The 13,022-nt window shown below is 67.7% G+C and carries 14 protein-coding genes and 2 pseudogenes; 5 read left to right on the top strand and 11 right to left on the bottom strand.

Annotated elements, in window-relative coordinates; genetic code table 11:
* Positions 1-5: 5 nt before the first annotated feature.
* From ABZ865_RS41230 to ABZ865_RS41220, 3 genes are all read right to left on the bottom strand, one after another.
* Positions 6-401 (bottom strand): hypothetical protein, encoded by a 396-nt coding sequence (locus ABZ865_RS41230; RefSeq protein ID WP_361242459.1) that lies wholly within the window; start codon positions 399-401, stop codon positions 6-8.
* Positions 402-621: 220 nt separating this feature from the next.
* On the bottom strand, positions 622-1,125 hold the full coding sequence (locus tag ABZ865_RS41225; protein ID WP_361242457.1) for a VanZ family protein: 504 nt from the start codon (positions 1,123-1,125) through the stop codon (positions 622-624).
* Positions 1,126-1,473: 348 nt separating this feature from the next.
* Positions 1,474-2,136, bottom strand: coding sequence for a DUF4230 domain-containing protein (locus ABZ865_RS41220; protein ID WP_361242454.1), 663 nt, complete (start codon positions 2,134-2,136; stop codon positions 1,474-1,476).
* A gap of 356 nt (positions 2,137-2,492) precedes the next feature.
* Between ABZ865_RS41220 and ABZ865_RS41215 the strand changes: the two are divergent.
* Both ABZ865_RS41215 and ABZ865_RS41210 read left to right on the top strand, forming a co-directional pair.
* Positions 2,493-3,337 (top strand): annotated as a pseudogene (locus ABZ865_RS41215) (IS5 family transposase).
* Positions 3,334-3,732 carry a hypothetical protein gene (locus tag ABZ865_RS41210; protein WP_361242451.1) on the top strand — a complete coding sequence of 133 codons (399 nt, stop codon included), beginning with the start codon at positions 3,334-3,336 and terminating at the stop codon, positions 3,730-3,732. Before ABZ865_RS41215 ends, ABZ865_RS41210 begins: the two are co-directional and overlap by 4 nt.
* Positions 3,733-3,747: 15 nt before the next feature.
* Here ABZ865_RS41210 and ABZ865_RS41205 read toward each other — a convergent pair whose 3' ends face one another.
* The 5 genes from ABZ865_RS41205 to ABZ865_RS41185 all read right to left on the bottom strand — a co-directional run bounded on the left by ABZ865_RS41205 (position 3,748) and on the right by ABZ865_RS41185 (position 7,459).
* On the bottom strand, positions 3,748-4,218 hold the full coding sequence (locus ABZ865_RS41205) for a hypothetical protein (protein WP_361242449.1): 471 nt from the start codon (positions 4,216-4,218) through the stop codon (positions 3,748-3,750).
* Between the two features lie 574 nt (positions 4,219-4,792).
* Complete coding sequence (locus tag ABZ865_RS41200) at positions 4,793-5,230, bottom strand: NUDIX domain-containing protein (protein WP_361242446.1); 438 nt, start codon at positions 5,228-5,230, stop codon at positions 4,793-4,795.
* On the bottom strand, positions 5,227-5,823 hold the full coding sequence (locus ABZ865_RS41195; RefSeq protein ID WP_361242443.1) for a DegT/DnrJ/EryC1/StrS family aminotransferase: 597 nt from the start codon (positions 5,821-5,823) through the stop codon (positions 5,227-5,229). The genes ABZ865_RS41200 and ABZ865_RS41195 overlap by 4 nt, the downstream gene beginning before the upstream one ends.
* Positions 5,820-6,473 (bottom strand): aminotransferase class V-fold PLP-dependent enzyme, encoded by a 654-nt coding sequence (locus tag ABZ865_RS41190; RefSeq protein ID WP_361242440.1) that lies wholly within the window; start codon positions 6,471-6,473, stop codon positions 5,820-5,822. The genes ABZ865_RS41195 and ABZ865_RS41190 overlap by 4 nt, the downstream gene beginning before the upstream one ends.
* On the bottom strand, positions 6,470-7,459 hold the full coding sequence (locus ABZ865_RS41185) for a Gfo/Idh/MocA family oxidoreductase (RefSeq protein WP_361242437.1): 990 nt from the start codon (positions 7,457-7,459) through the stop codon (positions 6,470-6,472). The genes ABZ865_RS41190 and ABZ865_RS41185 overlap by 4 nt, the downstream gene beginning before the upstream one ends.
* Positions 7,460-7,615: 156 nt before the next feature.
* On the opposite strand from ABZ865_RS41185, the gene ABZ865_RS41180 reads away from it, so the two are divergent.
* The gene (locus ABZ865_RS41180; RefSeq protein WP_361242434.1) at positions 7,616-8,944 is read left to right on the top strand and encodes a helix-turn-helix transcriptional regulator; all 1,329 of its coding nucleotides are present in this window, start codon (positions 7,616-7,618) and stop codon (positions 8,942-8,944) included.
* A 229-nt stretch (positions 8,945-9,173) separates the two neighbouring features.
* On the opposite strand, the gene ABZ865_RS41175 is transcribed toward ABZ865_RS41180, so the two are convergent.
* The 3 genes and pseudogenes from ABZ865_RS41175 to ABZ865_RS41165 all read right to left on the bottom strand — a co-directional run.
* The gene (locus ABZ865_RS41175; protein WP_361242432.1) at positions 9,174-9,668 is read right to left on the bottom strand and encodes a transposase; all 495 of its coding nucleotides are present in this window, start codon (positions 9,666-9,668) and stop codon (positions 9,174-9,176) included.
* Between the two features lie 81 nt (positions 9,669-9,749).
* Positions 9,750-10,244 carry a winged helix-turn-helix domain-containing protein gene (locus ABZ865_RS41170; protein ID WP_361242429.1) on the bottom strand — a complete coding sequence of 165 codons (495 nt, stop codon included), beginning with the start codon at positions 10,242-10,244 and terminating at the stop codon, positions 9,750-9,752.
* A 56-nt stretch (positions 10,245-10,300) separates the two neighbouring features.
* A pseudogene (locus ABZ865_RS41165) lies at positions 10,301-10,651 on the bottom strand (repressor LexA); the annotation flags it as partial.
* A 668-nt stretch (positions 10,652-11,319) separates the two neighbouring features.
* Between ABZ865_RS41165 and ABZ865_RS41160 the strand changes: the two are divergent.
* Positions 11,320-11,472 (top strand): hypothetical protein, encoded by a 153-nt coding sequence (locus ABZ865_RS41160; RefSeq protein ID WP_361242426.1) that lies wholly within the window; start codon positions 11,320-11,322, stop codon positions 11,470-11,472.
* A gap of 1,359 nt (positions 11,473-12,831) precedes the next feature.
* Positions 12,832-13,022, top strand: a 191-nt coding sequence (locus tag ABZ865_RS41155) for a helix-turn-helix domain-containing protein (RefSeq protein ID WP_361242423.1), incomplete at its 3' end; no start/stop codon positions are given.

Raw genomic sequence — 13,022 nt, 5'->3', positions numbered from 1 at the left:
CCCGTTCAGAGGTCCTTGGCACCCGGGTAGTGGTGGCGGAGTTCGCTCAATACGCGCTCGTCAACAGCCCTGACGTCCCACGACGAGCTATCGAACTCGGTCAGGACGAGCACCACCTTGTCCTCGGCGAACCCACGTGCTTCGGCGTTGATCAACTGGAGGAAAGGGGTCGTCAACGACAACAGTGTCAACGTGTCCATGCCTGCGTCGGCGGACCTGCGCTCCATCTCGACACAGCGAGGATCGACGATCTCGTCGCATTCGACGCGCCACGTCAGGTCGAGGCCGAAGCTGCCGAGGCGAACGAGTAGCTCAGCCAGGGTCACGTAGTGCTTTCCGTGCCAGGCAGGAAAAGTGATCCCCTTCAGCCCCGGCTCTGCTTCGGTTGCATCGAGTGACATGTGACCCCCTTCGTGCAGCAAACACTAGGCCACAGCCCTGATCTGCTCAGACAACCCATCGGACAGCCCCTAGGCCACCTCGATCCATGTGTCCGACGAGGTCCTCGATGACCTGCGCGCCCGTCTCACGCTGACCCGTCCGCCGCTGGACGAAGGGAAAGCCGTCCTCCGTCGCCCGGACCGGCCACCCCTCCCGCGCACGCCTGCTCCGCCGTTCGTGTCAGGCGCTCTTACGGCGATCGTGCACCCGCCCCAGCCTGCGGCCCAGCAGCAGGTAGCCGACCAACGCGCCGGACGTGTTGAGGATGACGTCGTCCACGTCGAAGGCCCGCCCGGTGACCAGGGCGCCCTGGGCCATCTCCACCAGCAGCATCACGGTCGCGGTCAGCAGCAGCACCCGACAGATCCCCCGGGCCCCCGGCGCGAGCACCGGCACCATTACCCCGAACGGTACGCCCAGCAGGAGGTTGCCGCCGATCTGCTTGACCGCGTCCCGCAGTTCGGGCTGGTCCAGATAGGCCTTGAGGGAGCGGCCGGGATGCAGGTTGCTGTGCGTCATGGAGACCGAGGCCGGGGACGGCTCCAGGGTGACCTTGGCCAGTACGACGGCGAAGGCCACCATGAAGACGAAGGCGCACAGCATCGCCAGCATCCGGACCGGCAGCGGAAGCACGTGCCGGCGTCGAACGGGGGCCGGCGTCGCCCCCTCGGCACCCTCCGCCACGGTGGCCTCACGGGCGTTGCCCGCTTTCCCCGTCCTCGCGCTCCGGAACGGGCCGCTGCTCCACCGCGCCCGCGCCTTCGCGAGGCGACCGCCGCTCCCGCCCGCCTCCGTCGCCGGTGCCTTCTCGGCGCCCTCACGGGCCTGCGCCCATGTCCCGCTCCGGCCCCGACGACCGAACCAGGCAAGGCGACTCGTCAAGGGCGCGCGGCGGGGAGAGGCGGCGCGCGAGTACAGAGCGGTGCGGGCCATTCGGTCCTCCAATCGTCAACGACCCTGAGTAGTAGAGCGGTTACCCGCTACGCCGACGGGGATGCGGGGCGCGGCTCGCGAGAGTGGGCCGCGTGCGAGTCAGGACCCGTAGGAGACGTGCACCTCCTTGAAGCCGAGGGAGTGCAGCAGCCCCTCCAGCATGTCCGTGGTATTCGTCTCGGCCCGTGCGGTCAGTCCGCTGCCTCTGGCCGCCTCGCCGATGTGGGACACTGCGAGCTTCTGCACGGCGTGCTCGCTGTTGGGGTTGTCCGAGAACAGGTCGCCCAGACGGTCGAGCAGTCCGCGCTGCTTGGAGACGGCGTAGGAGTGGTCGGCGTCCAGGGCCGGCTCACCCAGTCGCGCGTGCGGGAGCCGCAGCGTGGCCGACGTACGGTCCTCGTTCACCGTCACGTCCTTGTCGCCGAGCTTGCCGAGGTCCACGTAGGCGTCCACGGTGCCGGCACCGACGTACAGGGTGCGGGTGCCGCGAACGGCGTCCGGCAGATACTTGGCGTCCTTCTCCAGGTCGACGACGACCTGGAAGCTGCCCGAGGCCGCGTCGTAACGGCTCATGTCCTTGATGGACTTGAGGAGAGCGGGACCCGAGCGGTCGTGCGTCTGCGTGCCGAACAGGTCCTTGATGCCCGAGAGCACGGCCAGCCTGATCCCGGCGAACAGCAGCGCGAGCACCAGCACGAAGGCGGTCACCACCCTCGCCCAGCCGGGCATGTGCCGGGGCAGGCGCCTGAGGGGAGTCGACATCCGGCAGTCCTCCTTCCTGCTGTCCGGATGCCCCCCAAACCTCGCCTCAGACCAGCAAGTTGGTGGAAAGGCCTTCCTGACAGAGGCGGCGCGGACGGCCCGGAGCGAGTCGGCTCAGCTCGGGGTCCGATATGCCTCGGCGCGCACCGGGAGCGCCCAGTACGACGAGTCGACGGTTCCACCTCTGCCGAAAGAGCTCCGGGCTGCTGCCGCTGGAAGACTGAAACCAACCGCCGATGCCCCAGAGAGACTGAGTGGGCGGTTCGTGAGTCTTTGAGGGATCTGCTGTCGCCTGATGGTGTGGCGGCGGGGCGGAATCTGCCGGTCCACGGTTGTTGATCTGGTGATGTGACCGGGTGAGTGAACGCAAGCCGTACCCGAGTGACTTATCGGACGAGCAATGGTCGTTGATCGAGCCGGTGATCACCGCGTGGAAGGACCGGCACCGCTCGGTCAGCGGTCATCAGGGCGCCTACGACATGCGGGAGATCGTGAACGCGATCCTCTACCAGGGGCGGACCGGCTGCCAATGGGCCTACCTCCCGCACGACCTGCCGCAGAAGAGCGCGACCTACTACTACTTCGCCGCCTGGCGGGACGATGGAACCGACCAGGTCATCCATGAACTCCTGCGCTGCCAGGTCCGTGAACGCGCCCGACGATTAGAGGACCCGATCCTGGTGGTCCTGGACACCCAGAGTGTCCACGTGGCCGCCGGGGTCCCCGCCTTCACGAGTGGCCGTGATCCGGCCAAGCGGGTGTCAGGCCGCAAGCGCGGCCTGGCCGTGGACGTCCTCGGCCTGGTCATCGCGGTCGTCGTCCTCGCTGCGAACACGCACGACAACGCCGCGGGTATTGTCCTGCTGGACAAGATCGCCGAGCACGCCGGCGGAACCGTACGCAAAGCCCTGGTGGACCAAGGGTTCAAGAACCAGGGCGTCATGCACGGCGCCAGCCTGGGCATCGACGTCAAGATCGTGGAACGCGACCCGCAGGTCAAGGGGTTCGTGCCGCAGCCGAAGCGGTGGAGGGTCGAGCAGACCTACGGGATCCTGATACTGCACCGGCGCCTGGTCCGCGACTACGAGCACCACCCCTCTCCACCTCCCGCGTCTACTGGGCGATGACCCACGTCATGACCCGACGCCTCACCGGCGCGAACGCCCCCACCTGGCGTGAGACGCAGGCGGTGGCAGCGTGAACATCCAGCCCCTGCTCGACGCCCTGGACCTCCAGGAAGATGCCACCCGGGCCATGGCCGACGAACTCCACGCACAGATCGACAACCTGCAGACCCGGTTGCGGGAGGCCCAGACCCACATGGAGCACCTCGCGATCACCCGCAAGACCATCACCGGCCTCGCTGACCGGCTCCCGGCCGTCGCGCTGGACCTACCCGAGCACCCGGACTACCCCCGCATCCTCACCGCCTTCAACCACGCAACCGGGCCGCTACGGGCCAAGGACGTCTGCGAAGCCCTCGGCCACCAACTGCTGCCGAAGAACGTCGAAGGCACCCGCGCCAAGCTGAAACGCCTCGTCAAACTTGGGATCCTCATCGAGGCCGACACCGGCAACTTCGCCAGGAAGCAATAGCCGGCGGATCCGGGATCAGGGGTATTCGGCGATCACATAGACCGAGTCGACCTTGGCCGCCTGGCCGACCGCAACGGAATAGGTGACGGTTCCCTCAGCTCGTCTCTGCGCTCCACGCCAGGAACTGCCCCGGAAGCTCCATCCGAAACGCTGACCTTCCCCGCCGAGATCCCAACCGGCGGGTAGGCCCGGCGTGAGGCGACCCACCTTGAGGGTCTGAAGGAAGGGTGTCAGGCCAGCGTGGGGCATCTCGAAGTGAAGGAAGAGGGTTCCCTCGGAGCCGATCAGAGATTCGTTGTCATGGAAGTGCACGTCCGTCGCTTGGTCTGGCAGACTCACGCGGTAACGCTCAAGCACGGCCGCCAGCGAACCGTCGCCAATAACCACGTCATCCGGCTTGCGGACATAGTCGTGCGGGTCTGCTTCATCTGGAAGCAGCAGCCAGCCAGTGCCACCCACCAAGATTGCGATTATCGCGGCGCTCAACACGCCATCCCGCCAACGGGTCGAGCCCCGCTTCCCCTCCGACATGCGTCTATCTAAGCGCGGAATGATCCGGACCACCAACGAGGCGGACCAGCGTGGTCAGCAGTTACTCGCACAGACGAGCAGCCGCTTCCGTGGCTGGCCCACCTCGCGCGACCCCAATCTCGAAACGGACAAGCCCTCACGAACCACCCTCTGACACCCCAACTGGACCAGCTCGGCGCAACCGCGACCGCCGCTCAGGCGCCTGCCGAACAGGCTCCGGCCGGGCTGCGATTGGCCGAGGACGCCGCGCCGAGGCGGGACCGTCCGTGCCCGAGCACATCAGCACCGTGGGTAATTTCGTCGGCCTAATGGCCGATGAGCCCGGTGTCTGTGACCGCCACCGGAGTGTGTCTGCACGGCGTCGGCGTGAAGGCCGCGAGGTGAGGGCAACGAGCAAAGAGCAACAGTGGTGCCGCTGACCGGCCTGGTACGTCGGAAGGACTGGTGTTCCTTCCCTCGAGGGAAGGAACACCAGTCCTTCGCGTCGGGCTCAGGCGGCTGTGGTGTCGGGCGACATCATTCGGTCGTTCTACACGCCGGCCAGGATCTTGCGTACGCCGTCGGTGACACCCGGCAGGTCACCGGCGAGGGCCGCCCACTGGTGCATGTCGTGCTCGGTCAGGACGACCGGCCCGGTTTCGGCGACGGTGACGGCGAAGTTGAACTGACGGGTCGTGGTGCCACGGCTGTTCTCGTAGCCGAAGTGCCCCAGGTAGCGGTCCACGCAGGAGACGGTCAGACCGGTCTCCTCCCGTGTCTCGCGGCGGGCCGCGTCGACGATGGTCTCGCCCGGCTCGACCTTCCCCGAAGGGATCTCCCACAGGCCGCCCATGTAGTCGTCCGCGTTGCGCCGGACCAGGAGGACGCGGTCGGCGTCGGTGACCACGGCAGCGGCCACGAAGCTGGTGATGCCGTCGGCTTCGGCCTCCTTGGCCAGGGACAGAGCGAGGTCGGAGGTCACGGTCACAGCAGCTCCTTGTGGTGTTCGCTGACCTTCCTGGCCGCGCGGACGTACTGCTCGGCCAGCTTCAGATCCTGTTCACGGTGCCAGACAGGGAGCTTGATCGTGTGCGTGTGGGCGTGCTCGGCCACGGGGAAGTCACCGGCTCGGTAGCGGGGACGGGTGTTCGGGTAGCCGGGGAACAGGTGGGCGGGGTGCTGGTAGAGCGGCAGCTGGTTCAGGGGCCTGGTGGAGTCAGGTATGTCGAACTCGGTCGCGCCTTCGGCGATCAGGGCTTGGTGGAAGTGCTCCAGGGGCAGGCCGCCGAGCTGGTCGGGGCGGTAGGTGGCGGTCAGCGCGTACCAGGAGGACTTCACTCCATCGGGCATGGGCGTGACCTCCAGCCCGGGTATCTCTCCCAGCTCCCGCAGGAGGTAGGCGGCGGTCTCATCGCGGCCGGCGAGGTAGGTGTCCAGCCGGGTCAGCTGGTCGTGGGCGAGGGCGGCGGCCAGCGGGTGGATGCGGAGTTTGAGGCCGGCGCCGGTAACCGCGTACCGCGCGAGCGGATGGCCTTGTGGGATCTCGTTCCTGGCCCGCTTGTTGTAGTGCGCGAACGTCACGATCCGGTGTCCTCGTCGTCGGTGAGGACGAATCCGCCCTCGCCACCGGACAGGGGCTTCGGCCCGTTCAGGGAGAAGGCCCCGGCGAGGCCGAACGTTCCGACCTTCTGCCCGCCGTAAGCGGCGCCGTGGGCATGCGATCCGTCTTCCAGAAGGTCCAGTTCCCGGTTGCGGGCCAGGGCCGTCAGGTCGGTCATGTCCGCGGGCTTGCCCCACAGGTGCGTGACCATGACCGCCCGGGTACGCGGGCTGATCAGCTCCTCCACCCGGCCGGGGTCCATGTTCCCGTCAGGCAGGGTCTCGCACAGGATGGGGACCGCGCCGAGCTGGATCAGGGGGGAGGCGGTGGCGTGGAAGGTCCAGGCGGGAACGATGACCTCGTTGCCGGGGCGGATGCGGGCGGCCCAGTACACGGCGTGCAGGGCCGCAGTGCCGGAGCTGGTGGTGATCGCATGCCGCACGCCGAAGTAGTCCTTGAGAGCGTCCTCCAGCTCCGCGACGATCCCGGACCGGCCGGGGATGGACACGGCCGTCTCCAGCTGGGCGGCTACCGCCGCCTTGGTGGTGGCGTCGATGGGCGGCCAGGTGAAGTGAGGGCCGCCGCAGGTGACGGCCTGCGGGCCGCCGAGAACTGCGAGAGGGCTGGTCACAGCATCTCCTTCGGGTTGATGTAGCGCCCGGCCTGCTTGGACTCGTAGCAGGAGGCGACGAACGCGGCGTGGGCCAGGTGCTGGTCGGGGCCGCAGGCGTTGGGGCGTTCGCGGTCCAGGACCCGGCAGAAGTAATCGATCTGGGCCGTGGCGACGCTGGGGGCGTACGGGCGGGTCAGCTCCTCCACCACCGTGCCGTCCAGGGCCAGCCGCTGGACGCTGCCCTTGGTCAGCACGACCGAGCCGGCCGTTCCGAGGACCCGCAGGAACTCGGTCTTCGGCGCCATCCAGCGAGACAGCAGCAGGGAGCCGTACAGGCCGGTGTCGTAGCCGAGCTGGACCACGGCGGTGTCCTCGGCGTCGTAGCCGCCGCCGGGCCGGGCGGTGGTGGAGAACTCCGCCAGCACCCGGCTGGGCAGGCCGAAGTACCACAGCAGCAGGTCGACCAGGTGGTAGCCCATGTCGAAGATGCAGCCGCCGCCGGCCAGCTTGAGGTCCCCGCGCCACCCGGCCCCGGGGTCGGGGGTGTGGAACGAGTAGTGACCGCTGATCAGGAAGGGGGTGCCGATCTGGTCCAGCATCCCGGCCACGCTGGCGTAGATCGGGTTGAACCTGCGCTGGAGGGCCACCATCAGCTCGACCCGACCGTCGTGGCAGATGCTGGCCAGGTCGCGGGCTTCGTCCACGGAGGTGGCGAACGGCTTCTCCTTGAGGACGTGGACGCCGCGGGTGGCGCATTCCTCGATCACCGCGCGGCCCGCGTGGTGCGGCACGGCGACGATCACGAAGTCCGGCTCTATCTCGGCCAGAAGGTCGCTGGCCCGGGTGAACCCCGGCACCCCCAGAGCGTCCGCGCGGTCGTGCACGATGTCCTGTTCGGTATCGCAGACAGCGACCAGTTCGGCCCGGCTGGAGAGGGCCAGGCCGGGCAAGTGGTCCTCGGCAGCCTGGTGACCCAGGCCGATGACAGCAGCACGTCGCTTCATGAGCGTTCTCCGTCCACTTCGGGGAGGAACGTGTCAGGGAATGACGAGTAGAGCCCCAACTCGAAGCCTGGCCATAGGCGTTGGCTGTTGTCCCGGGGTTGTCCCGCCCGCACGCGCGGTAGCCTGACGGTCACCGTCGATGATGGGATTGATGGCGTGGACGACCCGATCCGGCACCCTCTCGCCTACGCACGCTTCTTACGCGGCTGGTCCCAAACCGACCTGGTAACCCGGCTGCACCGAGCCGCCGCGATGCGCCCAGAGGGACTGCGGTCCGGTATCGACAAGGCCGCCGTCAGCCGGTGGGAGAACGGCCGCAAGACACCTGGCATCGAATCCCAGCTCCTGCTGGCGGACGCCTTCGACGTGCCGGTCTGCGACCTGGAGCGATACCCGTGGCCCCACTGGCTCCCCGGCCGGGACGACCCGGCCCCGCTCGGAGCGGCGTACACCGTCCACGCACTTCGAGACGCACAGAGAGCCGTGATGGACCGCGAACGTCGTACCTTCCTGACCTACAGCGCACTCGCCCTCGCCGGGCTGGCCTCCCAATGGGCCACGCTCGAACCCGGCCGCCTCACCACCGCCCTCGGCGGCCGGCGCGTCGATGACGAACTGGTGGACTGGCTGGAGGAGACCAGCACCCAGCTGACCACCCTGCCGACCGAGCAGCGCCAGCACACGATCAAGCTGATGGACGCCCACCTGGCAACGGTGACCGACCTCCTGGAAGGCGCCCGCTACAGCGAGGCCACCGGCCGCCGCCTCCACCTACTGGCGGCCTCCCTGTCCAGCACGTGCGGCTGGTACCGCTTCGACCAGGGCCAACACTATGCGGCCGGCAAACTGTGGAACGCGGCCCTGACCAACGCGCACACCGCCCGCGACCGGGATCAGGGGGCCGGCGTCCTGTCGGACTTCGCCTATCAGTCGATCTGGCTCGGCCAGCCCGGCTCCGCCGTCGAACCGCTCAGCCAGGCCCTCCGCCACACCAAACACCCCACCGCCCGGTCGTTGCTGTATCTGCGCAGGGCCCGCGCCCACGCCGCTCTGGGGGCCGCGGCCGACTGCCATCGCGACCTGGCCGCCGCCGAGACCGCACTGCTGACCCATACGGCAGACCCCGCCCCGGCATGGTGCCGGTGGATGAGCACAGCGGACCTGGCCGTCGACTCCGGCCAGTGCCTCCTCGATCTCGGCCGCACCGACGAGGCACGAGCCCGCATCGACGAAGGACTGACCCTGCTCCCAAAAGCCCGCGACAAAACCCGCGGAGTCTTTCGCACCTACGAGGCTCGCAGCCTCCTCCAGGCCCGCGAAGTCGAACAAGCCCTCATCGTCAGCACCGAGTCACTCGACCTCGCCACCCGAATCGGCGCCGACCGATGCATCACCCTGGTCCGCGAACTCGCCCCCGCCTTCGAGCCCTACCAGCAGGTGGACGGCGCCTGGGCAAGGTTGAGGGCGGTGAGGAACTCGCCGTAGAGGGCGCGCCTGTGTTGCAGCGCCTGGGTCTGGACCTCGCGGCCCCAGCGGGCCCGGTCGGCCAGCAGGGTTGAGCCGACTCCGACAACGGCGCCAAGGAGCGTGGAGAGAAGTGTCAGCCAGTTCACGCGATGACCTTACGGATCCCTCTTGTGGACCTCTGCGGGAGGTCCGCAAGAGAGGAACGCTCAAGGTGTCTGGCTACTGAAGTTTTCGCTTTGGGGTGACGTCATGGCGGTGCCGTGTTCAGTCCGGTTTCGGCTATGAATCCGTTGAGTAGGTCGGGCCGGTACTGCATCCGCTTGAGACGTGTGCGGACCAGTCCGGCCAGGTCATCGATAGTGCACGGGGCCAGGTTGCCCAGGCTCTTCTTCAGGTGCGCCCACACACCCTCGGCCGGGTTGAGGTCGGGGGTGTAGGTCGGGAAGCGGAAGACCGTCAGCCACGGTCGTTTCGCGATCAGCTCGCGCATAGCGGCGTCGACGTGATGGCTGTAGTTGTCCCACACCAGCACGATGTTGCCGCCGAGCTGCTGGTGGGCGGCATCCAGTAACGCGGCGAAGTCCCGCTCCCGAAAGCCCTTCTTCTCACCTTTGCGGCCGCAGTGGACCAGCATCCGGAAGACCAGCCGGGTGCGCTGGTCGGCCTTGCAGCAGATCAGGCCCGCCAGAGAGATGCGACCCGAGCCGGCCGCCCGGACCCTGACCAGGGGCGGGACGACCACGGCGAGACCAGGTGCATGCCTTCGGCGGCCGCAGCAGCTGCCCTGCCTCGTCCGCGAAGCACAGCCAGGCGTCCTGGTCCCTCACCGTCTTTCCACCCGCGGCCACGTCTCCTTGATCCACGTGGCCACGGCCTCCTCGTCGCGTTCGGCAGCACGCCGCACCGGCACCTGCACCGAGAAGCCCATCTGGCGCAGGATGCGCCAGGTCTGTGCGGGGCTGAAGCGCACGTGGAACCGCCGGGCGATCACGGTGGCCACCCGGGCCAGTGTCCAGCGCTGGTCCTCCATCCAGCCGTGCGCGGCCGGCCCCTTCTCCAGCTCCGCCGCCAGCCAGGCCCGCCACTCCGGCTTCATCCGGGACGGGCATCCAGACGGCCCCTTGGACCGCAGTGCCTCCACTCCGCCATCCCGCCAGCGGGCATGCCAGGCATAGGCGGACTTCCGAGAGACCCGTAATCGCCGCGCGACCTGCGGCAGCGTCACCCCTTGCGCGAACAACTCGGCGGCCTCGAAGCGCACTTGCTCCCGCCGGGCCCGCTGCTTCACGGTCAGGCCGCCCCCATCGGGATACCGCATCCCCCAGGGATACACCCACCAGCGAGTTCACCGTCACCCTAGGTCGAAAACCTCAGTAGCAGGGGTGCGCCGGCGGCGATCCGGCCCACGAGCGGCACGTTGACCGTCGCCTCGCTCCGTCTGCCCAGGTCGGGTGCCCACGATGGCCGCACCCGGTATGCGCGAGGACGGTGCGGGTCACGGTAGAGGACGCCCTTGCGCTCAAGAGCCATCAGCTGGTGGGCGACCGAGGAGGTGCTCGCAAGGTCCACGGCCTGGCCGATCTCCCGCTTCGACGGCGGGTAGCCCTGTCGGTCAACCGTCTCCGTGATGTAGCGGACTATGGCCGCCTGACGGCTCGTCAGCTCTCCCTCAGCGGTCCCGGAGCCCGGCGGACGGCCTCGCCGGGCGGGCGCGCTGTTCTCCATCCCGGGTACCTCTGTACAAGATCTCGCAGAGCGCGACCATAACCCGCCATCTCCTGCAAATGGAACACTGTTTCGGCATTCTGATGGACGAAGCGCGGCTCCGACGTCGCCTGTCCTGAGGCGGACCAGGCGCGCCCCCTCTGTCAGCTGGACCTGACCAACCTGGGGGTGTCCCCTCGCTTTTGGTGTCCCCCCACTCGCTGTCGGTGTCCGCATCGCAGAGTTCTCATGTGAGTCTCGACCAGAGCCCTGGAGGAGGTCTTCATCGACTGTTGTGTCCCCTACCGTCCTGCCACAGCACAGTCGGATCGGAGACAAGACCGAAGGCCCTACGCCTCGGCAGAACCCCGGCCCGCGATGCAAGTCCCAGGGCGGGGCAGTGGCGCTCGCCTCACGCTGGGTGCGACCAGGATGCACAGCTTGGCGTTGGGACGCCTGTGACTTGTGCGGCAGCAGGCACAAGATCGTTAAAGCAAGGGGCGACGCGTCGCCGTGTGCACGGAACGCCGAATTACAGTCCTCGTTAGGTATAGAGCTCACAGGAGACGAATCACGAAGGAGCGCATGCCAGCCGGGCAGGAGCCTCGGACGACCGACAGCGGCAGCAGCTACCGAACCGTCGGCCCGACCTGAAAGTTGGTGTCCGTGCACGGCTCGAAATCGTGACCGTGACCGTCTCGGACACCCTGGCCGAGTTCTTCGACGGCCTTGCGCACGACGAGGGGCACGCACTGATTTCGATCACGCTGCTGCGGGAACTGCAGGACCGGTGCGAGGAGATACTGCACGACATGCGCGACTTTGACGATCGGCACGCGTGACACAGGGCACTGACATGCAGATAGGCTACGTGGCCGCTCAGGGGAGGCAGGGAAGGTAGTGGCCGTCTCATCGACGAAGATGTGGAGCTTGGCAGCAGGGTGTCTGGCCCTGCTGTTGGTCGGGTGTGATGGGGCCGATACGGCTGCCCACCCGCGGGTTGGAAAATCCCGGTCCCATCCGGTGACCACCGCGAGGGCGACCGGCAGGCCCACTTATACACCGACCGGCGTGGTGACTGTGTCGCCAACGCCCACACGTAAGAAGCCAACTCCGAACTGGGGTAAACAGTCTGGCCCGCGTTTCGTCACCGAGATGGGAGACCGCCGCACCCGCCCGGCACCGAAGCTGGCTGCCCTCGGACGACCAGCGGGAGCTCAGATTGAGGTGAGCGGAGGCTGGACGGCCAGTCTGCGCGTTACCGCGGCAGGCGCCCAGACTCGTGTGAAGTGCCAAAGTCGGCCCTACGGCGGGAGTCAGCGAGTGTGGACCTATACCGTCACGAGCCAGCCAGGCCTCAGTGAATTCGGGTTGCCACGGCGGGGCATGTTCTTCGAGATAGAACGTGTCTCGGCGGAGCACGGCGGAGGGTGGGAAACGTCCGTCTCTGGGACCTGGAAGTCCACCGAGGACGTGCACTTCTCCTGGAGCGAAGAGAGCAACTCCGACGGTTTCGACGGGGCAGCGAGTAGGCCCACGACGATCCGGTTGCGTGAGAGCGCGGACCATAGACGAGTGAGTTTTGCGGCCGCCAGTGTTGCGGTCGCGGATTTTACGTACACGCAGCCCGTCGCCGGAATCAAAGTGTGGGGCACGGTTGTCTGCCCACGCTGATACTGGGCGGCTGCGGCAACTGGGCGCACCCACGGATCACCCACCCGAAGATGGCGTTGGCTGGCCGGCCCGTGAGCGATGCTCCCGCGCGAGCCCGATGAAGCAACAGCTCCGCCGTCGTGAACAGCAGCTGGCCCGGGCCTGCCTTTTGCCAAGATATGCCGGAACCTGAGTCCCTTCAGTCCCTGTCGCTAGGCCAGTTTTCCGCGCGGACACATGTCCGCGTCGCATCCGACCTGCATCGATACGTCGCGGACATGTTCGCGACTGTCCGGACGGGCGATGATCTGTTACGCCGGTGTGATGGCCGAAGCGGCTGCAGGCCCGGGTGGGCTTGCCCCGTGCGCTGGGGGGAAGAAGGACTGGCTGAACGACGTGTACCTGGCGGTAGTGCCGCCAGGTCTCCAAGTCAGATCGCCGGGTCTCCGATGTTCAAGGTCTGTCGGCGACGGCTGAAAAGTGGACCAGTAGCGACGCTTGGGTTCTAACGCTTGTCGCAACATTCCTTGATCATTAGGGGTGTGTTGGTGGCGAGGCGGGGACGGAAGCGCAGGCTGGAACTCGAGGCCGAGTACTGGCGGCTGCTCGCGGCCGGGATGGGCTCGGTCGAGGCATGCAGGCAGCTCGGGATCGGACGCAAGACCGGATATCGGTGGCGCTCGGAGAACGGCGGTCTGCCGCCGGACTACCTGCCGGAGTCCGCCCGTTCGAGCCGGTA

It is taken from the genome of Streptomyces sp. NPDC047085 (assembly GCF_040643735.1).
In the GTDB taxonomy this organism is placed as follows: Bacteria; Actinomycetota; Actinomycetes; order Streptomycetales; family Streptomycetaceae; genus Streptomyces.
This window is presented reverse-complemented; position numbering and strand designations above follow the sequence as displayed.